Annotated in this window: 22 protein-coding genes and 1 tRNA gene; 10 read left to right on the top strand and 13 right to left on the bottom strand. The window is 50.9% G+C overall.

Annotated features, from left to right (window positions below; genetic code table 11):
• Positions 1–431: 431 nt before the first annotated feature.
• The 3 genes from E5331_RS05825 to E5331_RS05815 all read right to left on the bottom strand — a co-directional run bounded on the left by E5331_RS05825 (position 432) and on the right by E5331_RS05815 (position 1,955).
• The gene (locus E5331_RS05825) at positions 432–878 is read right to left on the bottom strand and encodes a hypothetical protein (RefSeq protein WP_123483588.1); all 447 of its coding nucleotides are present in this window, start codon (positions 876–878) and stop codon (positions 432–434) included.
• A 130-nt stretch (positions 879–1,008) separates the two neighbouring features.
• A complete protein-coding gene (locus tag E5331_RS05820) occupies positions 1,009–1,503 on the bottom strand; it encodes a hypothetical protein (protein WP_135984215.1) in 495 nt (164 codons plus the stop codon).
• The gene (locus tag E5331_RS05815) at positions 1,500–1,955 is read right to left on the bottom strand and encodes a hypothetical protein (RefSeq protein WP_123483590.1); all 456 of its coding nucleotides are present in this window, start codon (positions 1,953–1,955) and stop codon (positions 1,500–1,502) included. Before E5331_RS05815 ends, E5331_RS05820 begins: the two co-directional genes overlap by 4 nt.
• Before the next feature lie 136 nt (positions 1,956–2,091).
• Here E5331_RS05815 and E5331_RS05810 point away from each other — a divergent pair, with 136 nt between their 5' ends.
• Complete coding sequence (locus E5331_RS05810) at positions 2,092–2,751, top strand: LexA family transcriptional regulator (RefSeq protein ID WP_168355158.1); 660 nt, start codon at positions 2,092–2,094, stop codon at positions 2,749–2,751.
• Here E5331_RS05810 and E5331_RS05805 read toward each other — a convergent pair.
• The 4 genes from E5331_RS05805 to E5331_RS05790 all read right to left on the bottom strand — a co-directional run bounded on the left by E5331_RS05805 (position 2,729) and on the right by E5331_RS05790 (position 5,929).
• Positions 2,729–3,301, bottom strand: coding sequence for a hypothetical protein (locus tag E5331_RS05805; RefSeq protein ID WP_123483592.1), 573 nt, complete (start codon positions 3,299–3,301; stop codon positions 2,729–2,731). The two genes, E5331_RS05810 and E5331_RS05805, sit on opposite strands and share 23 nt — an antisense overlap.
• Complete coding sequence (locus E5331_RS05800; RefSeq protein WP_123483593.1) at positions 3,298–3,546, bottom strand: hypothetical protein; 249 nt, start codon at positions 3,544–3,546, stop codon at positions 3,298–3,300. The genes E5331_RS05805 and E5331_RS05800 overlap by 4 nt, the downstream gene beginning before the upstream one ends.
• A gap of 91 nt (positions 3,547–3,637) precedes the next feature.
• Positions 3,638–5,152: a hypothetical protein gene (locus E5331_RS05795; RefSeq protein ID WP_136013224.1), complete on the bottom strand. Its 1,515-nt coding sequence runs from the start codon at positions 5,150–5,152 to the stop codon at positions 3,638–3,640.
• Positions 5,153–5,281: 129 nt separating this feature from the next.
• A complete protein-coding gene (locus E5331_RS05790) occupies positions 5,282–5,929 on the bottom strand; it encodes a hypothetical protein (protein ID WP_136013223.1) in 648 nt (215 codons plus the stop codon).
• Between the two features lie 156 nt (positions 5,930–6,085).
• On the opposite strand from E5331_RS05790, the gene E5331_RS05785 reads away from it, so the two are divergent.
• Together E5331_RS05785 and E5331_RS05780 are read left to right on the top strand one after the other, a co-directional pair.
• Positions 6,086–6,517: a hypothetical protein gene (locus E5331_RS05785; RefSeq protein ID WP_136013222.1), complete on the top strand. Its 432-nt coding sequence runs from the start codon at positions 6,086–6,088 to the stop codon at positions 6,515–6,517.
• A complete protein-coding gene (locus E5331_RS05780; RefSeq protein WP_275441099.1) occupies positions 6,517–8,580 on the top strand; it encodes a terminase large subunit in 2,064 nt (687 codons plus the stop codon). Before E5331_RS05785 ends, E5331_RS05780 begins: the two co-directional genes overlap by 1 nt.
• A gap of 155 nt (positions 8,581–8,735) precedes the next feature.
• Here E5331_RS05780 and E5331_RS05775 read toward each other — a convergent pair whose 3' ends face one another.
• The 4 genes from E5331_RS05775 to E5331_RS05760 form a co-directional block, all read right to left on the bottom strand.
• The gene (locus tag E5331_RS05775; RefSeq protein WP_136013220.1) at positions 8,736–10,034 is read right to left on the bottom strand and encodes a portal protein; all 1,299 of its coding nucleotides are present in this window, start codon (positions 10,032–10,034) and stop codon (positions 8,736–8,738) included.
• A 204-nt stretch (positions 10,035–10,238) separates the two neighbouring features.
• Positions 10,239–12,656 (bottom strand): glycoside hydrolase family 31 protein, encoded by a 2,418-nt coding sequence (locus tag E5331_RS05770; protein WP_136013219.1) that lies wholly within the window; start codon positions 12,654–12,656, stop codon positions 10,239–10,241.
• Positions 12,657–12,815: 159 nt separating this feature from the next.
• Positions 12,816–14,012: a saccharopine dehydrogenase family protein gene (locus E5331_RS05765; RefSeq protein WP_123483601.1), complete on the bottom strand. Its 1,197-nt coding sequence runs from the start codon at positions 14,010–14,012 to the stop codon at positions 12,816–12,818.
• A 216-nt stretch (positions 14,013–14,228) separates the two neighbouring features.
• On the bottom strand, positions 14,229–14,444 hold the full coding sequence (locus tag E5331_RS05760) for a hypothetical protein (RefSeq protein ID WP_135984201.1): 216 nt from the start codon (positions 14,442–14,444) through the stop codon (positions 14,229–14,231).
• A 252-nt stretch (positions 14,445–14,696) separates the two neighbouring features.
• Here E5331_RS05760 and tsaE point away from each other — a divergent pair, with 252 nt between their 5' ends.
• The 7 genes from tsaE (at position 14,697) to E5331_RS05725 (ending at position 18,509) form a co-directional block, all read left to right on the top strand.
• Positions 14,697–15,104 carry a tRNA (adenosine(37)-N6)-threonylcarbamoyltransferase complex ATPase subunit type 1 TsaE gene (gene tsaE, locus E5331_RS05755; RefSeq protein ID WP_135984199.1) on the top strand — a complete coding sequence of 136 codons (408 nt, stop codon included), beginning with the start codon at positions 14,697–14,699 and terminating at the stop codon, positions 15,102–15,104.
• A 9-nt stretch (positions 15,105–15,113) separates the two neighbouring features.
• Entirely contained in the window at positions 15,114–15,842 is a 729-nt protein-coding gene (locus E5331_RS05750) for a biotin--[acetyl-CoA-carboxylase] ligase (RefSeq protein ID WP_135984197.1), read from the top strand.
• A 107-nt stretch (positions 15,843–15,949) separates the two neighbouring features.
• Entirely contained in the window at positions 15,950–16,984 is a 1,035-nt protein-coding gene (locus E5331_RS05745) for a lysylphosphatidylglycerol synthase transmembrane domain-containing protein (RefSeq protein ID WP_123483605.1), read from the top strand.
• Between the two features lie 152 nt (positions 16,985–17,136).
• Positions 17,137–17,718, top strand: a complete 582-nt coding sequence (locus E5331_RS05740; protein ID WP_123483606.1) for a hypothetical protein — start codon at positions 17,137–17,139, stop codon at positions 17,716–17,718.
• 158 nt (positions 17,719–17,876) lie between these two features.
• Positions 17,877–17,950, top strand: a tRNA-Arg gene (locus E5331_RS05735).
• Between the two features lie 74 nt (positions 17,951–18,024).
• Positions 18,025–18,222, top strand: coding sequence for a hypothetical protein (locus E5331_RS05730; protein ID WP_135984195.1), 198 nt, complete (start codon positions 18,025–18,027; stop codon positions 18,220–18,222).
• A 2-nt stretch (positions 18,223–18,224) separates the two neighbouring features.
• Complete coding sequence (locus E5331_RS05725; protein WP_169477643.1) at positions 18,225–18,509, top strand: type II toxin-antitoxin system YafQ family toxin; 285 nt, start codon at positions 18,225–18,227, stop codon at positions 18,507–18,509.
• Positions 18,510–18,637: 128 nt separating this feature from the next.
• On the opposite strand, the gene E5331_RS05720 is transcribed toward E5331_RS05725, so the two are convergent.
• Positions 18,638–19,240, bottom strand: a complete 603-nt coding sequence (locus E5331_RS05720; protein WP_123483609.1) for a TetR/AcrR family transcriptional regulator — start codon at positions 19,238–19,240, stop codon at positions 18,638–18,640.
• A gap of 124 nt (positions 19,241–19,364) precedes the next feature.
• A complete protein-coding gene (locus tag E5331_RS05715; protein ID WP_123483610.1) occupies positions 19,365–21,350 on the bottom strand; it encodes an Ig-like domain-containing domain in 1,986 nt (661 codons plus the stop codon).
• Positions 21,351–21,560 lie beyond the last annotated feature (210 nt).

The raw sequence follows: 21,560 nt of genomic DNA, 5'->3' as shown, positions 1-21,560 counted from the left end.
AGCTTGCGAAACTTCAGTTACATTATAAGTTAATCTCAGAAGACTTGCAAGATGTGCAATAAATCCGGTGCAAAGGTAGTGATAATTTCGTTCCTGAGCAAATAAAATTATAAATTTATTTAAAATTTTTTAATCTTTGCCATAGAAGTCACTTAAATGGTTTATGGTTTAAGGTTTAAGGTTTATGGTTTAGGGTTTAGGGTTTAGGGTTTAGGGTTTAAGGTTTATGGTTTAAGGTTTAAGGTTTATGGTTTAAGGTTTAGGGTTTATGGTTTATGGTTTAAGGTTTAGGGTTTATGGTTTAGGGTTTATGATCATTAAATTTTGTATAATGAAAAGATTCGTGGATTTTCGAGAATCTTAAACCTTAAACTATAAACTTTAACCCACTGAAGTGCCGCTTGCGAAACTTCAGTAAGATTGTGGTGGGGTCAGAATGGGGAGATACGCCGGATGCCGACAGAGAGAGGAGGAGAGGAGTTGAGGTCGGAAAGGAGCAGATCGGCGCGTTGCCGCCATGTGGGTGCGGCTGCCGGAAGGGTTACGGATAACCAGCCGTGGAGCACACGGCAGATTATGTATTCCCTGGCAGTCTCCTGTATGCGAAGTATGGCGGCGGAGTGCAGTCGCTTGTCGGTGATGTGCAGCGTGGGATCGATGGCTGCGATGGGTTGTGCAACGGCTGCCAGACTGCCGGCGACCTCACTGAAGGCAAGGTCGATCAGGTTGTTCACCCGATGGATGTTCTCTCCTTCGCAGATGTCGAATGTCTGGTGGAGCCTGTGATCGGCTCCTTCTTCTGATGCTACATCGGCTGCTATGTATGCAATTTCTGCGATTGCAAGATGCAGCGATTTTCGTGGGAATAGGATTTTCATGATTTTTTTTTGATTATAAGTAGTCTTAGTGGTCCAAGAAGTCTTAGTGGTCTTGGGACTTCTTGGACCTCTTGGACTACTTGGACTTCTTGGGCTTCTTGGACTTCTTGGACCTCTTGGACTTCTTGGACTACTTGGGCTCTGCGATGATTCTCACGGGGCGGAGTCGCTTGTTGATTGCTTCGGAGATTACTTTCAGGCAGACGTCGGCAAGAGCGGTGTATTGCTGGCTGTCGGGCTTGTTGGTTATCGCAAACCATTCTGCCACGGTTGTGCTGACGATGTACTGGTGGGCTGCCGAGGCGATCGTGTCGGTGGTGGCGTTGTTGTAGTTGGAGGGCATCTGGAGGGCTATCGCCAGGGTGCTGTCGCGGGTCAGTAGCTCATTGTTGCCGGAGAGCACGTTGTTGTCGATATATTCGCCCAGTTTTGTCTTCAGGGTGTTGAATGCTATCGAGACGCTGCGCAGGATCTGGTTTGCGCTTTCTTCGTCGTCGTTCGCCTGCATGTTGGCGACTTGCTCATGATTTGTGCCGTCGTGGCGGCTTCGACCTGTAAGATAGGTCTTGTTCTGGATGTCGTATATGATCTCGTTGAGATCGAGTGTGATGCTGATTGTCTTCATGATTTTCTTAATCTAATGGGTGGACGGTGATAAAGTAGCTTGGCTGTCACTTCCGATATGTGGCGCATGGCGTCGGCTTCGTAGCCGGCGGCGCGTTGCTGCCACGTGATGCCAAACCATCGGGCTGCCATGACTGATATTATATAGGAGAAGATATCGGTCTGTATGGAGGCTATGAGGGAATCGTCGGAGGAGGTGCCTGCCGCGAGGGTCAGGCATATATCCTCTTCAGAAACGTCGAATGTGACCAAGAAACGGCGCAGCCGTTCGAGAAGTCGGGAGAGGGCGATGTCGCGGTAGCGCGACAGTAGCGGAAGGTCTGCCTCTACGGTCGCCACGCGATCAAGGCAGTCGTTGCTATCCTGCTCGTTTTTGATACCGGCATACGCCGTTATCTTCTGCAACTCGCGGAAAAGATCCGCGCTGCGGATGGAAATTTTAATTGTTTTCATAATTTTGCTTGCGGTAGATTGAAATTATTTATAACTTTGCTATAATTTTGTAGTAGACTTCCACTTTACCCCCTGAATGTGGGAGCTGAAGATTCATATTAAACCTCCCCATCAGGGGGCGGGGGATAACGTTATTATGACAGTAAAAGATCGTCTGCTGAGTTTTCTTCGGGCTGAGGGCATCAACAACAGTGAGTTTGCCCGAAGGATGGGTGTGTCGGTGGCATATCTTGGCGCGATGCGCAAGTCTATGCCGGAGGAGAAGGTGGCGAAACTCATGCAGGAGTTTCCGAAACTAAACCGCGACTGGCTGCTTTATGGTGAGGGGGAGATGCTTCTTCCTCATGATGATGCTCCGAAGGTGGCTACGGTTGAGAGACCCGGCATGGAGGATTATATGGTGCCGTTGCTGCCGGTGGAGGCGTTTGCCGGTAATCTGCAGGTGTGGTCGGAGGGGATATTGCCCGATGAATGCCGACGAGTGCTCGCGCCTCTGAAGGGGGCTGAGATGGCGATACAGGTGACGGGCGACAGCATGGAGCCTAACATACCCAACGGTGCGATGCTCTTCATAAAGCGTATCAACGACAGGGCATTCATCCCATGGGGACATCCGATGGTTATTGATACGGAGAACGGTGTGCTGGTTAAGGTGGTGCAACCCTCGGCAGAAGGTTCGTCCTATATTGAGGCACAGAGTTATAATGATAAGTATGCACCGATACAGATTCCAAAGGATTGCCTTTACGGTCTTTACCGGGTCATGGCGGTGCTCACCACGATGTGCACTCTCTGATTCTTTCGGCTATCAGGCGTAGCGTGCGGTGATAAGCGGCGGGTGGGATATCTATCTCGCCCGCTTTTATTTTCGGGGCTGGCATATACCATCCCTCTGTCATCCGGTCGTCGGCGGAAGCGGGAAGCATCCGCAGTGCGCGGTGTCCGTTTTCATCAAGACCCTCGATTATGATGGGACGGAGAGGCGTGGCGTAGATTCCCGACCACGGGGCGCGTATGTGGGTTGCCGAAGGATGATCTGCCGGGAGCGACGCTGTGACGTCGCGTTGCCATCCCGACAGGCGGAGTGAGAAAAGCATCAGAAAATCATCGGGTAGAGGCAGTAGTGCGGAGTTCCCGTCTATGGTCATACTGTCGTCGGGGAGCAGCCGCCAGCCTGTCAGCTGCATACGCGGGGTGGAGAGGATTGCCTCGGCGGCACACGATTCTATCTCAAGGAGGATATGCGCGGCAAGCGGCGACGTGACACCGGCGTTGCCGGGTGCCATCCCCTCGGGTGTTGTCCCGAGGAGAATGGCGGTGTCGGATATTATTCTGTCGGTGGTCATGATCGCGGTGCATGCTTGTCGTCGGAGAAGTCCTCTCTCAGAAGGATGATCCGTTTGTTTTTGTAATAACGGCAGTTCTCGATGATGTGCTGTAGGGCAGGGTTGGCTGTTGTGAGCCGGGCGGGCTGTATTCCGCCCGAACCCATCTTTCCGCCAGTGAATGTCAGAGTCACGAGCGCGTCCCCTACGGGAAGTGACAGGTGCCATTCAAGCATGCCACGCGCTCCGTATGTTTTTGTTGTCATGATTTTTTTTGTGATTTTTGGGGTTAAGGTCATTAAAGTCCTTAATGTCCTTAATGTCAATTTGTCAGTAATGACAGTAATGTCAATAGGGTCAGATTATGCCGGATGCTTGTGTCCATGTGCCGTCGGGTCCCGTCTTCCAGATCTGTCCGGCGCGTGCGAGGGGTGAGATTTCGGGACAATCTTTCGTGAGGTAGTAGTTGGTGCCTTCCACTGCATCTTCGGGAGCATTCTCCGATTCCCAGAGCACGATGCGCGATGTGCCGGTAGTGGCAGTCTCTTTCTCGCCGTCAATCCATACGTGGCATGTGCCTTTGAGTGCTACGGCATCCCAGATTAGAAGCCCGTTGCGGGTGGCTTCCTCCCCCTCCACGCGGTCTTCGAAGGAGTGCTCTGCGGAGTAGACGTAATGCACAAGTCGGTTCTCGCCTATCAATGCGCCGGAATTGCTCCATCCGAGACGGTCGAGGGTGGGCTCGCGCTTTATCTCTATGTCGCCGAAGACGGTATGGAAGTTGGTGACGGTCCAGCCTACGGAGTTTGTCTTCGTGGTGATGTGTATCTCCGGATGATTGGCATAGTTGATCTTCTGTATCGACTCCAGAAGGTTCTTTCCGGCGAGGAGTATTGCGCTTTTGGGGACATCCTCCCCCGTGAAGAACATTTTCGCGAGTGCGATGATCTTGTCGACGGTCCACTCGCCGCGCTCCTGTATCTCGCGCTTGAATTGCCAGCGCAGACCTTCGGTAGTGTAGACGTACTGCATACCCATCTTGGAAACGTTGATCTTGAACTTCCCGGCGCGCCCTGCCCAAAGGGTGCGGTTGCCTCTTACCTTGAAGTTGGCTATCGCCTGCTCAGCGATAACTGCCTTTGAGAAGGGGAGATGCTTGCGCTGGCTCTCGAAGTAGTCGCTGACCACCTGGTTCATGCCGCGCTTCTGAAGGAATATGCGCGACGGCTGGGGGAGGATGAGGTCGGGATCCACCTCTTTCTGGGTCTCATAGAGGGAGTTGGCGAGAATAACGATGGTCGTGCCTGCCGGGATTATTGGTATTGTGCCGAACTCATCCTCCGGAGTAGTTTTCTCCCCGTTGACGGCACGCACCACAGGATTTGTTGATGCCGGATCTTGTCCGGTGACGAACAGCATGAGGTCTTTTCCGGGAGTCTTCTCCTTGCCGTCGGCGTCATATCCGTCGATGCCTTTCACGAGGAGAGTGGTAAAGGGACGGATCACGTTGCCGTCGTTCTCTTCCAGGCTGAGCACGCAGTAAACTTTCCTGCCGCCTCCGCAGCTATCCGTAGTCACTACTGTTGAGCGTGCCTCGTCGATCATGTAATGGTCCACCTCCGGACTGTTGACGTTTACGCGCTTTGCACGTAGCATGAGGTTCATGAGGGGAGTGTCCTCACTGTTGAAGCGGAAAAGCTCATCGTCAACGGCTGCTCCAAGGAATGAGCCGGAACCAATGCCTCCGGTGGCTGCTGCTGCGTTGCTTACTGTGGTGGCGTGTCCGGGAAGCTGGGTCGATGCTCCGGATGTGTCGGGTTTCAGGGTCGGGGTCTTGATTCCCTCTACGTTGATTGTTTCGTTTGTTGCCATGTTTTTTGTGGGTTAAAGTTTTTAAAGTCTTTAAGGTCATTAAGGTCAATTTGTCGAGTTGTCAAATTGTCAATTTGTCAGTAATGTCATTATTGTCGGATTGTCAATATTGTCGGGATTGTCCTTGCGTCAGAGTAGAGGGGTGTCGGTGCCGGCGTCTTTGGCTATTGAGAAGATGCTTGTGGTGCCGGTGGCGGAGGTGGTGCCTCGCGTCAGGTGAGGGGGACGGGAGTCTTGTGCGGGGAAGTGTTCCTCTATTATGCGGGCATTTCTGCCGTCGAGTTCCCCTTGTCGGTATGCCTCTTCTCTCATGCGTTCGAAACTGAATATCTTCAGCAACGCTTCCAGAACGTTCTCGCTCACTTTACCTTTCAGCGTGCCGATTGCCATTTCCGCGAGAAGGGTGAGGAGGGCACGTATCATTGTGGCGGCGAGGTCATGTTTCTCTGCAAACCGGCGAATCTCCTGAAGGGATGCGACGATATTCCTCTTCATTGCGTAGGGACAGCATTCCTTTTTCTCCTTATTGTCATTATTGTCATTAATGACAGTATTGTCAGGATCGTCCTTGTTGGCTGGATTTCCGGCGGCGCGATTGATGAGCGTCGTCATGGTCTCCGGGGGCGGGATGGAGGGGAGTGGTGTCTTCTCGATCTCGTGGAGGTGGAGGATGTCGCGGATCCATGCCAGAATCCCTTTTCTGTCGGGAATCTCTTTCCTTTCGGAATTCCCGTTGCTGTCGGGAATCTTTTTTGTGTCGTTGTCTTTCTGTGTCATAACCATTTAGTTTTGGTGGTTTCGATTTTGATAGTGCAAAGTTATAAATTGTTTAAGCAATGCTATTGTTATTTTAAAACTTTTGCTTAAATTTGCTGTCGGGAATAATTCCTATATTTACGGGATTATAACCTTAAAATATTAAAAATCAAAGTTATGAAAAAGAAAAATTCAACAGCAGAATTTGGTAAGGAGAGGAACGAATTTCTCATCCGTGCTTTCAGGGAGTCGATTGCGGCACAATCGCGCATCTCAATCAACAATGCGTTCAAACAGGCGGCAGAGGCGCCTGCTCCACGTTTCTGGGTGAGTGAGGCTCGGGCTGCCGTAGTGCTCGGAAAGATAGCGGCGGGGGAGGATCCTACCGAGTCGATGTTTCCGGAGAAACGGGATATGTATCGCGAGATGTTTGCCCGTTTCTTGGAGTTGCGTGAGCAGTATCCCGATACGTCGGTAAATGAACTTGTGTTTCGAGTGGTGAATGATGAGGCACCGCGTTCATATCTGTCGTGGCATCGCGCACGCGTGATCATATTCTCTGAAATGAGTCGTCTGAAAAGGGAAAGGAGGAAGAGATGGTCGGAGTGATGGAATTGCTTAGAGAGAACAGGCGCAGGATGGAGGAGAGCACCGCACCATACGACCCCATTTCCGGACACGATGAACCGGGACGCTATTATTTCCCGGTGAAGGGGTTGGAATGTTGGTTGCCTCTGGAGATGAGGAGAGAAGAATTGGTGATTGAGCTAAGTCGCTTAGGGAGCCTTGATGAATATTTTGCGGAGATGGGAGGCGCGGGTAGCGACGAGATGCGGGAGAGGGTGATGGAGCAGTGGACCCGTCTGCGTTGCCGTCATGATTTCCCATTCTGGGCGGCTACCTTCGCCTATATAAAGAGGAAGGGTGGTGGCGACGATGTCCCCTTCATTCTCAATCGTCCGCAGCGGCGTCTTGTCGGGGTGTTGGAGGGGATGCGTCGCGCACAGCGTCCCATTCGCCTTATCCTGCTGAAGGCACGGCAGTGGGGAGGGAGCACGTGCGTGCAGCTATATATGGCATGGCTTCAGCTTGTGCATGAGAAGGGGTTGAACTCATTGATAGTGGCGCATCAGGGGACCGCCACCGATGAGATAATGGATATGTTTGACCGTATGCTCTCGCATTATCCTGCCAAATACCTTCATGAACAGGATGAGGATTACTCTGACGATGAGAAAAAATTGGTGCGGGCAGGTGGGTTCGGTTCAGCATTCCGTGTTGTGGCACGCAACTGCAAGGTGAAGGTCGGCACAGCCGAGCGTCCTAATTCCTGCCGTGGGGGCGACTACAACCTCGTACACTGTTCGGAGGTGGGCTTGTGGCCTTCGACGAAGCGTAAGACGCCGGAAGACTTGGCGCGAGCCGCCACTGCCGGAGTGCTATTGCGCCCTATGACAATGATTGTGTATGAATCGACGGCAAACGGCACCGGCAATTTCTTCCATACCGAATGGAATGCGGCGAAGAGTGGTGAGAGCCAGTTTGCACCGATGTTTGTGGCGTGGTATGAGATAGAGCAGAACTCACTCCCATTCTCATCGCCCGAAGAGGAGGAGAGGTTTGCGGCAGATCTTATCGCCGGACGTGAGGCGGAGCAGCCGTTGAGCAGTCGCCGTCAACCGGGGCAGTATCTATGGTGGCTCTGGGAGAAGGGTGCGACGCTTGAGGCGATACATTGGTACGTCAGCGAACGCGCAAAGTATTCCGACCACGGACAGATGGCGTCGGAATGTCCGTCGGACGACGTTGAGGCATTCGTGCATTCAGGTGCGCGGGTGTTCGACAAGTATAAGGTGGAGGCTTTGCGTGCGGGATGCTGTGCGCCGGCGATGCGCGGAGAGATAGATGGCGACAAACCATCGGGGGAGGGTTCGTTGAAGAACGTGAGATTCAATGCCGATCCGCATGGTGCGTTGGCAATGTGGCGCGACAGGGAGATCACGACGATGGAGCGCGTGACCGACAGGTATCTGGTCGTGGTAGACATTGGCGGACGTTCGCTGACGGCTGACTGGTCGGTGATCGTGGTGTTTGATCGCGCACCGATGGCACATGGCGAGGGTCCGGAGGTGGTGGCGCAATGGCGCGGACATACCGACTTTGATCTCCTGGCATGGAATGCCGCCAGGATTGCAAAATATTATGACAATGCACTCCTCGTCATAGAGAGCAACACGCTTGAGACGCATGATCCCGACAGGAGTGGGGGTAGTGAGCAATCATCCTTCATCCTCAATCGGTTGCGTGATGCCTATGATAATCTCTATGCACGTAAGCGGAACGAGGATGAGATACGTCAGGGCGCACCGGTGAGATACGGTTTCCATACGAATGTAAACACCAAGCCGATGGTCATATCGATGCTTGTGCAGGCGATACGCGAGGGGCAGTATGTGGAGCGTGACGAGGGTTGTCTTGCGGAATATATGGTATATGAGCAGCGGCAGAACGGAAGCTACGGTGCGTTGCCGGGACATCATGACGATATGCTGATGACGCGTGCCATAGGACTCCACATCTGTTATCAGGAGATGCCTACGCCGCGCATCGTCATGCGTACCTCCGGGGGCAATCCCTACTGCCCGCGTCCCGTCTCCGCCGCTGTCTTCTGACCCATAATCAAAACCACGGAGAACGCGGCTGTAATTTAAACCACTGATAGCGCGCTGTAATTTAAACCACGGAGAGCACAGAGAACACAGAGAATTTATTATATTAAGAATCAATTTTTAATAAAAATCTCCGCGCTCTCCGTGTTCTTCGTGGTTTATATTGTGAGTTTGGTGGTGATTTCGGAGATGAATGAGGCGAACGTGTCGAGCAGGTCACTGAGGGATATGAGCGCGTTCTGCGTCTGCTGGTTGTAGAGGGTGCCGCTTATGGAGTTGTTTGCGAGATTCCCTTGCAGAGCACCGTTGACCCCCGACACGTCTTCAAGCATCTTCAACTGGATATCGAGGAGTTCGCTGATTCCAATATTCGTAGCGTTGCCGCTCACTTGTTTGGGATCCGGATAACCGGGGCGTGGGCGATATACGATGACACCGTTGAAGCGGCTCCACTGGTCAACCACGTTCTGCATGTTCTCCGGGTCGACAGCACCCTCCGGCATAAGCAGCACACCCTTCGCCGAAGCCCGCATTATCCAGTCGTACATCGTGATAAGACGGTTTGTGTAACGTTGCTGGTCGATGATATCAGCCACGAAGCTATGTATCTCCCCATCGAGGAAGGGATAGCATTTGAATACGAAGGGGTGTCCGCCATCGGGTAGCGGACTGTCGCCCGACGATAGGATTCTCCCTTCCGAATCAATGAAATAGTATCGCCACACGTCGGCTATATGCCAGCTTGACGGGAGAGAGCGTATCTCGCGCGGGAGCTTAACCCCATCATCTGCTACTATTACAGAACCTTTACGGGAATCATGATACACGTGACGTCCCACGCGTTCATGCCGCCATATCTCCACCACTCGGATCGGTTCGCCGGAGTTGCAACGTGTGGCGATGCGTTCATAATCCTCCTGCGTCTGCACAAAGGCATCGCAATAATCGGGGAAGGAGAGATCGTGAAGCTGACCGACGAGATTAGCGTCACGTCCGCAGATGTCGCGTGCGCCCTTATCGAAAAAGAAGTCCTGTGGCGACACACTGTCGCATGCCACAGGCTTCCCATCCGAATGCCACACCTTATGCACCGCCATGCCGGATATCAGAAACTCCTCCATGGTGCGCGACAGAAGTTCATACATTCGGTTATGAGCGGCTATCTGCTGCAATGATTCGCTCCATCCCTCCATCTTCTCCGCAAGTTGACGTCGGAACACTCCCACCACATTACGCACGATACGGCGTATGAGATTATTCTTCAGGGGTAGACTACCCTCCGACACGATATAATCATACTCCGTCATCCGACGACCATTCACGGAGATGACGTCACACCATTGCCTGCCGAAAGTATAATTCTTATTACGAGTGCGTTCGCGGCGGAACTCCGACAGCGACTGCCAATTCTGCATCGCCTCCTCAAGAAGCGGTATGCCATAAAAAGAAAGTGCCATAGTTTTTTTCCTGCAAAACTACGGCACTTTCTCTTATTTGCTGCTTTATTCTGAAACTGAGTAGGAGGCTTAGGAATCCTAAGACTTCTTGGACTTCTTGGACTTCTTGGACAGCTTGGGCTGCTTGGACTTCTTGGACTTCTTGGACTTCTTGGACTTCTTGGACAGCTTGGACTTCTTGGACTTCTTGGACTTCTAATCTGCTCAATCTTTAATTGTGATTGATTGCTTGCTATAGTCCCAGGGGAGCCGCACGTAGAGGCTGCGTGATGCCTCGTCGTAGGCCCAGCCATATTGCCTGATTGCCATCACCGACATCTCCTCGTCGAGATTGGTGCCGTCGGAAAGGGTAACGCCCTTCGGTTTCTCCACACCGATTATGCGGAAGGTCATCATGCGTATTTCCGGCATATCGGCGTAGCTGCCTCCGTTTGTGCTCATATTGATTGTGAGCTTCCCGTCTGACGGGTCAGCGGAGAGATACGTGAGCTGATACTTGCCGTCGGAGAGCGACGTGGGGGAGAGACGGTTGTCGTCAAACATCGTATATTCCGATTTATCCTTTGATGGATAGTAGCTTATAGTGATAAACTGCGGGTCATACTGCATGACATTTTCTATCTCGGCATCATATAGAGGTATGAACGATCCGGCACGCACGAACATCGGCAATTCCTCAAGAGGAGCCTTAACCGTTGCTTCGCTGCCACCCTTATAGCGATTCTCCGGATGGTTATAGTCGATCCATTCTCCGGCAGGGAAGAGCACCTTACGTTCACGTGCGCCCTGCTCCATGACGGGAGCCACAAGCACCTCGTTGCCCCACATGTATTCATCTGTCAGCGACGCATACTTCTCACCGGGGTTCTCTCCGTTGAAGTTGAGCGGACGGGCAAGCGGACGACCGAAGGCAGAGTTCTCGTAGGCAAGCGTGTAGTTGTAGGGGAGCCACTGATAGCGCATCTTGACGAATCTCTTCAGAATCTCCTCGCTTCCCGGATAATGGTAAGGCTCAGGCTGCTGCTGGGCATGAGTGCGCATCACGGGAGTGAACGCGCCCATCTGCACCCAACGCACGTAAAGTTCCTCGTCGCGTGGATGCTCAGGATCTACGGCAAAGCCGCCGAGGTCAGAACTCATGTAGCCGAGTCCGGAGAGTCCGGAGTTGAGCATAAGGTTTACCTGTGGCTGAAGACCACCCCATGAGCGCGACACGTCGGTGGTCCATGGGAACACGCTGTAACGCTGAAGACCTGCTGTGCCGCCGCGCATCATGATGAGCGGACGCATCTCCGGGAAATCCTTTCGCAAGCCCTCATATATCAGGCGCGACCATTCATTACAGTAGGTGTTGTGGTATTGCGGTGCGGTCTCACCGTTGGCGTGCATGATGCTTCGCGGATGCACCTCAGGTTCGCCCAAGTCGCCCCACCATCCGGCGATACCCTCGGCAGTGAGTCCCTTCAGACGGTTCCAGAGCCATTCCCGCGTATCGGGATTGCTCACGTCAAACATTCCGGCGTCTCCCACCCATGTGGTGACGTCGTGTGTGCCGCCGGCAGAGTCGCGTGTCAGCATTTTCTTCTCTGCAAGGAGATTATAATTGTCGATTGCACCCTTTTTATTGATATACGGCTGATGGATAAGCACAAGGTTTACCCCCTGACGTTTCAGCGAATCGATCATGCTCTTATGGTCAGGCCATTGCTTCTTATCCCATTCAAGCCGCCCCATGTCGGTCTCCACACCATACCAGTAGAGGTCGAGCACCATGCCGTCTACAGGATAACCGCGGGTCTTTAGCGAGTCGATTGCTCCGAGAGCCTCACGCTGGTTGTGGTAGCCATATTTGGAGGTGATATATCCAAGGCTCCAGAAGGGTGGGAGGTCCTGACGTCCGGTCAGAAGCGTATAGCCCTCAGTGGTGCCCTCAAGAGAATGATTACCGTTGATGAAATAATAGGAGAGTGGAGCGGGTGTGTCGGAGGTATAAGAGATTGTGTCGCCGAGCACAAGAAGAGCCTCGTTGTAGTCATCGAACAGCACGCCATACCCCTTGTCGGAAGCGAAATATGGTGCCGTGATACCCATCTGCGAGATTCGCGGGTCGCCGGCTGTATAGCCATAATTCTGGCGGTTATACATCACGAGGGAATCCCCGTTTAAGCGGAGGGAATGTCCGCGTTCTCCGGCACCGTAAAGCTCACCCGGAGCTGTGCCATCGAAAGTTACTCTCTTCACATCGCCGGAATTGTCTACCCCCTCCGTCTCGGAGAGGAGCAGTTTGCCTTCTTTGTCAAGAAACGATACGCGCCCCGTCTGGCGGTCAACCTTTATCGTTGTGGTGACGCCGGCGAGAGTATAGTCCTCCTTGTCGGAAGATGCCTTTATCTTTGTGTCAGACGGAGAGAGAATGGCCGACTGCGACGGGCGATAGGTCAGTTCGGCATCCGCAGGACGCGTGGTGATGCGGAAAATATCGTCAGAGAGAGGCGTGACCGACACGATACCCTTGTCGGTGGTCAGTTCGAAAGTGCCGTCTTTTTCGTTGATCCCTTCATGGGAAGCGCAGGCTCCGAAAATCCCGAGCGCGGCTATCGGCAGAAAAAATTTGAAATTCATGGTGAATTCTATTTAGTTAAAGCAAATTGAGAGGATGATATTGCCGTCATTTCAGTCAATTCTGTCATTATCGTCATTATTGTCATTACCGTCAATAATGACAAATTGACAATAATGACAGTAATGACGATAATGACAAATTGACAATAACGAAATTGCTTATAGCTCAAGATCTCCGTCCACGATTACGTGCCAGGGAAGTCCGCTGTGGGCAAGTTTCTCCAGGAACGGATCCGGATCAAACTCCTCTACGTTATGCACACCCGGTTTCACCCATTTCCCCGTAAGGAACATGTAGGCTCCGACCATTGCCGGCACACCGGTGGTGTAGCTCACCGCCTGTGCACCTGTCTCCTTATAGGCTGCCTCATGCGAGCAGTTGTTGTAGATGTAATATGTGGATTCCTTACCCTCCTTGTCGAGTCCGGAGATACGGCAACCGATGGAGGTCTCGCCGGTGTAGTTCTCTCCGAGCGAACCGGGATCGGGAAGAACCGCCTTCAGGAACTGGATAGGCACGATCTCCTTACCCTCATACATCACGGGGTCGATACGCGCCATGCCTATATCCTGGATCACACGGAGATGAGTGAGATATTCCTGTCCGAAAGTCATCCAGAAACGTGCGCGACGGATTGTCGGGAAATTGATCACGAGGCTCTCAAGCTCCTCATGATAGAGAAGATACGACTCGCGTTCGCCGATGTTGGGATAGTTGAGCGGGCGGTGCACCTCCAGATTTTCTGTCTCCACCCATTTGCCATCTTCCCAATATTTACCCTTCTGGGTGATCTCGCGGATATTGATTTCCGGATTGAAGTTTGTTGCGAACGCTTTTCCGTGGTTTCCGGCGTTGCAGTCAACAATGTCGAGATAGCGCATCTCTGAGAAATGATGCTTTGCGGCATACGCCACGAACACTGCCGACACACCCGGGTCGAACCCGCATCCGAGAATTGCGGTCAGACCTGCCTTCTCGAAACGCTCGCGGTAAGCCCACTGCCAGCTATATTCGAAATGAGCCTCATCCTCCGGCTCATAGTTGGCGGTGTCGAGATAGTTGACGCCACACTGAAGGCATGCCTCCATGATGGTCAGATCCTGATAGGGGAGAGCTACATTGATACAGATATCGGGCTTGTGACGGTTGAAAAGCTCACAGAGCTGCTCAACAGAGTTGGCATCCACTTGATCGGTGGTGATGTTGGGCGCACCGATACGTGCTGCAAGACGGTCGCATTTCTCTTTCGTGCGCGACGCTATGACGATTTCCGTGAAAACGTCAGGATTCTGGGCACATTTCGCTGCCACTACTGTGCCGACGCCTCCGGCGCCGATGATAACAACTTTTCCCATGATAGATATTGTGTATAAAAATATGATATGTTGCAATCTTGCCACCACGCATTGCAGCCGGAATCGCTTCAATACGCATATATAGATTGCAAAGATAATGATTTTTGTCAATCTTTTTAAGAATCGATATGACAAAATATGTGAAAAAAGGTATAACCGTCGTCCCCACGACTGTGAAAACGACGGTTATACCTTTCCCCTTTGCCTTGCAGACGGTCAGATGAGCCCGTCAGTTGCCTTGTTAAGTTGCTTGATACGGTAGGAGATGGAGATACGGAACACTCCGAACGTTATCAGCGAAACGCCTAAGTAAAGCCATCCGGCTATCGCCATTGATACCGGCGACGAGATGAACATTATCGCGAAATAGATGGTGGCGACGAGCATGATGACGGAGAACACCGTCCACCAGAAGGAGTTGCCACTCTTCAAAAAATAACTTGTTAAAGTTATAAATGTAAATTTTTTCTTGTGGCAGCATCTTTCCGGTGCTTTCGGAGTAAGGAAGATGCGCCAAACTTTCACAACTTATTTTTTTACGATTACTTAATGATTTGTTATGAAATATTAACGCTTTAGCACTCCGAAAGTTGCTAAAGAATACTTCTTAATAATTATTTCAAGTTTTTTTTGTAATTTTGCAATGTGTCTTCCGTGTGGATGACGCTTCGCAAAATTTATATTATGGAATTGATATTCACTCTTCAGCAGCTGCCGGATGCAGCTCGCGACTTCATAAAGGCGATGGGCGACAATCGGCTGTTTGCCTTCAACGGCGACATGGGTGCCGGCAAGACCACGTTCATTACGGAGGTATGCCGTCAGCTTGGGGCTGCCGACGACTCCGGAAGCCCTACCTTCAGCATTGTGAATGAGTATCTCGCTTCTGACGGCAAACCGATATATCATTTTGACTTCTACCGTATTGATAGTCCGCAGGAGGCTCTTGACCTCGGTGCGGAGGATTATTTCTATTCCGGACATCTCTGCCTGATGGAATGGGCGGAACGTATCGGCGATCTGTTGCCGGAAGAGACCGTTGAGGTGAGCATATCGGAGCTTCCCGACGGTTCGCGTAAAATAGAATGGTGACGATTGCCTATGATGACGCTACGGATTGAAGAGGTGGATTCGACAAATTCCTGGGTTAAGGAGCATGAGAGTAGGTTGCAGCTCACCTTCCTGGTCTTTGCCGACCGACAGACAGCAGGAAGAGGTCAGCGTGGAAACTCATGGGAGTCGGAGCCATACATGAATCTGACAGCCTCTATTTGCCTGCGACCCGAAGGGATACTCCCTTCGGAGCAGTTCCTGATATCGGAGGCGGTGTCGATGGCTGTCGTCGACCTGCTTGCGGAGTTAGGGGTGGAGACAAAGGTGAAATGGCCAAACGATATCTATGCAGGCGACATGAAGATATGCGGCATCCTGATAGAACATTCCATCATGCCTGACCGCATATTACGCACAATTGCCGGGGTAGGGGTCAACGTCAACCAGACGCGTTTTGTCAGCGATGCCCCGAATCCTGTGTCGGTGAAGCAGCTGACCGGAGAGTCGCATGAGATCGGCACTGTGGCGCGACGCCTTGCCGAACTTGTTGAGATGAGGATGGCGGGCATGTATGCCGATAAGAGGGCTACGCATGAGGAATACATGAGCCGGCTATGGCGTGCCGACGGCACATTCCATCCATTCCTTGACTGCCGCACTAATGAGAAGATATCGGCGCGTATCGCCGATGTGGCCCCCGACGGTATGCTGACTTTGGAGACGGATGGTGGCGAAAGCCGACGGTATGCCTTCAAGGAGGTGAGCTTCATGCTTTAGATTACTACGTGCAACGTGGAATATGGAGAGAATTAACATTATTATTAACCGTTTAAATACTTGCCCTGCTATTGGTTGACCATGCTGAAGACTGCAGGGACCCTTATATGCAAAAGATATTAAATATCGCTGTGCGTTACTTGCTGCCGTTGGCGTTGACGGTGTTGCTCGTGACCTATATGTTCAAGAAAGTGAATTTCTCGGAGATGTGGGACCTTATAAAACATGGAGTTGACTATTGGTGGATTATCCTTGCAATGGTCATCAGCGTGTTCTCCCACGTGTTTCGTGCTGCACGCTGGCGTCTTCAGCTGGATGCCTTGGGTATACGTCCTCCGTTTATGGCACTATGTTGCAGCATATTCGGCTGCTATGCTCTCAATCTGGTGTTCCCAAGACTTGGGGAGGTGTGGCGATGCACCTATATTGCATCATCGGAAAAGGCTTCGTTCACCTCTGTGCTTGGGTCGATGATAGGCGACCGTCTTGCCGACACTCTCATGGTGCTTCTTCTTCTGCTGCTCTGTCTTGTGGTGGCAGCTCCGGCTTTGGAGGCATTCATGACGAAATATCCTGTCGGACGCGACTTGGTGGCGTTGATAGGCGAGTGGTGGTTTTGGGCTGCCATAGTGGGTGGCGTCATACTCGTGTGGGTGCTCCTGAGAGTGTTCCGCGACACTAAGGTAGTGGAGAAACTGAAGGGTATGGCTCTTAATATGTGGGAAGGCTTTTCAGTCGTTGCTCGTATGAAGGGACGCTGGCAGTTCCTTATCCTTACCCTTTGCATCTGGGGATGCTATTTCACCCAGCTTTACGTGGCGTTCTATGCTTTCGGATTTACCCGAGCACTATGTCATGAGCCGGGATTGGCAGCCGGACTCACACCATGCCTTGTAGCATTCGTACTCAGCTCGATAGGTATGGCGATACCATCCAACGGTGGACTTGGACCGTGGAATCTCGCAGTCATGTTCGGTCTCGCGATATACGGCATAAGCGATGCGGAAGGCACAGCCTTCTCCATGCTCCAATGGAGCGGTCAGACTGTCATGCTTATAATCCTTGGCATCTACACGATGGTCTATATCTCATTAAGGAAAAAAGAGACAAAATCAGCTGCACCCACTTCCCGTTCCTTCTAAGCAGTTGTCTGGAGTCCTGTGCCCTCTGAATTTCCAGTCGTCTGGAGTTCTGTGCCCAGCGCCCATGGGCGAGGGATCCTGTCCGGTCTCTCAGATCAACCAGAATAATACAGATAACAATAAAATCATAAACAATAAAAAACACAACCCCAATGCTATTAACTCCAAAAGACGAAAAAGAGGATAATGATTTTTTCGAAAGTGATGAAGAAATCCCTGAGGTGCGTGTGAAGCGCCCCAAGAAACCGTCATATCGTCCGGACGATCCAAATTATTGGGATCAGGAAGAATCGGAATGGGAGCATCTGAAGCCGCGTCCACGCCTTGCTATGTGGCTATGGATAGGTGGTGTCGTGGTGCTGATCGCCCTTATAATAGGCTGCTGGTTCAGATACTTCTCCCCATACGTGGATGATGCCATTCAATTCGGATACGTGGAGAATATAGAGCGTCGGGGCACAGTGTTCAAGACGTTTGAAGGTGTGCTGATACCATATAAGGAGCTTATGGACACCACGCGGATATATAGCCGAGACTTCATATTCACGGCAGTGGATGAGAAGGTGGCGACACGATTGAAGCGGGCGCAGATCAGTGCGGAGCCTGTACGTGTAGGATACCGGAAATATCATGCCACTCTACCGTGGAGAGGAGCCTCGAAGATTGTAGTGACCTCTGTAGACAGCGTGAATCCCGACAAGATACTCCCTCCCGAATTTGCCCCGCACAGATAGCATGCGCAATTCTTTTGCAGACTACAATCAATGAAGATCTCAAAGCGAAACGCAATTTTCGTCAGGACAAAAAACTTTTCATCAAAAAAATTTTGATGACTGAAAAATAATAACTAACTTTGCAGTCCGAAGAGAGAATGTGGATCATTCTTGAGGCAGGTCTGGTAGCTCAGCTGGATAGAGCAACAGCCTTCTAAGCTGTGGGTCTTGGGTTCGAATCCCAACCGGATCACATTGAAACCTGCGAAGGCGAGAGTCAAACCGACTCCCGCCTTTTTCGTTATAACAATAAAAATCTCTCTTGATATGACACAATTAGTATTAAACATTGAAGACCCCAAAGCTGCTGCTGCCCTGAAAAAAATAATAAGTATGATGAATGGCATATCAATCTCCAAGCCAAAACGGAAAACAAGCTACGAGCGTGCTTGCGAAGACATTGATGCTGGCCGTATCACCTATTGTGAAAGTGTTGAGGATATGTTTGATAAATTAAACAGCTGATAATGTATCAAGTAGCATTCGCAAATAGCTTCAAAAAGGCATATAAAAAATGTGTCAAGAGGGGCTTACCTGTTGAAGATCTTCAGGCGACTATCACATTGCTTGTTCAAAACGGATCGCTTCCTCCGGAATATAAACCTCATAAATTGCAAGGTAAAAGGAAAGGGCAATGGGAATGCCATATAGGAGGTATAGGAAGTGATTGGTTGTTGGTTTGGGAGCAACATGATGATACATTATTAATGATTATGGTAGACACCGGCACGCATGCAGATATCTTTGGTTAGAATAAAAACTCTGCTGATATGTCAGAAGAATAATTCAACTATAAATGAGAAATAGGCTGTCTGACCCGGTTTGTCAGACAGCCTATTATGTGTAGTGTGCCACTTGCTTGTCGGTTGACGCGATGGCGTCAGCGGCGGATGGCATTGTAGAGCCCTTCGAGCACACGTCGGAGCGGCTCTGCATCCGGGAAAGTCTTCTCATGGGCTCCTGAATAGAAGATGCCCATCGACATCGTGTGAAACAGGAGTGCCGTCTCCTTCGGGTCTATGTCTGCACGGAGCTCACCGGATGCTATGGAATTGCGTATGACCTCTTCCCATACCTTCTTCTCCTCTTCAAGAGCAAGCAATTCCCGCTCCTTAAACTCAGGGATAAATTGCATTGCGTTGTGATCGATGTTGAGATTCGCTTCTGCTACGTTCGGTATCTGATAAGCTTTCATCCTGCGGATGTTGGCATCATAGAAATTGACAGCCGCATTATAGAAAATCTTTAGGGAAGTGCGCAATTCTGAGGGAAGTGCCGAGACGTAGGAGGCTCCATAGAAGAACTCATCCAGTACTGCACTGAAAATTCCCTCTTTATTCTTGAAATAATATACCATTGACCCACGGCTGATGCCGGTGGCCTCCTCAAGTAATGAATATGATACGTCAGGATAAGAGTATGTGGCAAATAGCTTAAATGCCACTTCAAGTATTTTCCGACGTGATTTGATGCCTTTTTCCATGATAATGTTGTTAGAGATATGGGAGTGTGATTTTTTATTGATATATGAGGAGAAAGATAAATCGTCTTGCTTGTTGGCAAGACATTGACCGCTTATTCAAAAAGCAGATTATGTCGACTGTGCCTTAATATGATCTTCTGCGTCCCTTGTCGTTGGGATCAAACGGGTTACGGGTCGGGTCAAAATAATCCTCATCCTCTTCTTCTTCGTTATTCTTTTCATTCTTCTTATTGCGGTTGCGTTTGTCGGCGGCGGGTTTGTTCTTCTTGATTGCCTCCGGCTTCATCATGTCGACGGCTGTCTCAAATACGTTCCACGATTCCGATTTCTCCCAATTCTTTTTCAGATTGATGAGTTTGGGATAATAGTATGCCACGTCGGGCTGACGTCCTTCCGTGTAGTCGCCGGTGTCATATATGCCGTTGCCATTATTGTCTTCAAATATGCGTGCGTAATATTTCCCAGGTGCGAGATAACGGAAGGTGACGCTCCCGTTCACTACGGGTTCTCGTCTGACGACGGCATCCGATCCGTTTACAAGCTCCACGAATGCCGGCACCGTGTCGGTGAAATTGGTTATGTTGAAGGTGAGGGCACAATAATCCTCCTCCGATTTAGTCTTAAACTTATGCTCGGTCGGGTTGGTATGCAGCCCGTAGATGCCGGTGGCGGCAAGTGTGTCTATCATAAGACGATATTCCGTGGCATATTCCCAAGGATAGCTGATTCGGAAAAGCCGTGGATTGAGAGTGTCGGAGCGTTCCGGTTTCCATCCCGATGTTATGGGGGTCCATACGGTGTCTACCTTCATATCCAGGTGAAAGGCGGCAGTGTCAAGGCGCGTTATCGGGGTGTCAAACTCCATGAGCAACGGCATATACACTTCCTGTGTGGATGAGGTGACCATGCGTAGTCCGAGAGGAGGTATCACCGGGGGCAAAGTGTCGGTCTCCTCCTCATTCTTCTTCTTTTTCTCCTTCTTTTTCACCGCTTTGGGACGCTGGGTGTAGAAACGCAGCGTGTCGGTGGCTTCCGTCAGGTTCTGGGCGGAGTCGGTGCGCAGATATGTCGTGGCTATGCGGAGACTGTCGACTGCCACAAGCCCCGGAGGGGTGATCCAGTAGGTGAGGGTGTCGTTCTTGGCAGAGCGTTCGAGCACCCACCAATCTTTATATCCCTCTATATTCACAGGCTCGATCTTAGGCAGGACGTCTGACGGGGCATTGAAGATGAATTGCAGTCTGGTGGAGTCCACTCTCTCATATTTCTGAAGGAACTGCGATTTGTAGTCGCTCTCGAATGAGCGCAGTAGTATGTCGTTGGGGAGGAAACGGGTCCTCTCGCGGTTGAGCACAGTGTCCACCTCCCCTGTAAGAAGGTTAAACACCGTGTCGACGGCATTGACGCGTTCGGAGGTGGGGGAGAGGGTGACGTCATAGAATGCCATTGCCTCTTCCGGATTGGCACGTTTGTAGTCGTTGTCCACATCTGCAAGGGCGAAGATGCGGTATTCTCCGGGCGCAAGACCCTGCACAGAGAAGCGTCCGCGGTCATCTGTCTTTGTGACGCGTTCGAAGGGGAGGGTGGAGAAGGCGGAGTCTGCAAGGTTGGAATACACTCCCACCAGCATCCCCTGTTGTGGCTCAAGAGCGTCGGCGGAAAGAACCATTCCGGAGATCTGGAGTGTGTCAAGCACGTCGCCTGTTGAGAAGGAGTAGGTGAATCCCTGTAGCTTGTTGTTCTCGTTGTTATCCTCTATGGCGTCTGCAAAGTCTATTGTATAGGTGGTGTTGGGGACGAGTGTATCGGTAAACTGCACGATTACCTTGCGTCCTTGTGAAGAGACGCGGGGCACGGACTTCGACACCGGCGACACCACTACTTTTGAGAAAGCATCCTTGACGTTGACGAGCTCATCAAATTCCAGTTCTACTTTCTGCTTCTTCACGTTGAGTGCCCCCGGCGCGGGATTTCCTTTCACGAATATGGGCGGGTCTTCATCGCGCGGTCCTCCCGAAGGGTTTCCTATAGAGGCACATGAGACAAGGACTCCTGTCGCAACAAGAGCCCAAAGCAGGTAAATTAAATCTCTTTTCCCTCCGGTCTTCATCTTTCTTTGTCGTTTTCAGACTTCAAAAGTAGCAAATAAATTTCATATATAGCTAAGTAAGGTGTGAATTTTGTTTAAAATGAGAGAAAAAGCCATTTTTACCTACTTAAATGTGTCATAGGTCAAAATTTTAAGCTATATTTGCAAGCTGAAAAAGTAGACAGACCCGGAATAGGGCCTGGCTCTTCGTATACCTGACAAAAATCAATA

The sequence above is a fragment of the Lepagella muris genome, from assembly GCF_004793975.1.
Taxonomy (GTDB): Bacteria; Bacteroidota; Bacteroidia; order Bacteroidales; family Muribaculaceae; genus Lepagella; species Lepagella muris.
Note: the sequence above shows the minus strand (reverse complement) of the source record. Positions and strands in the feature narration are given on the sequence as shown.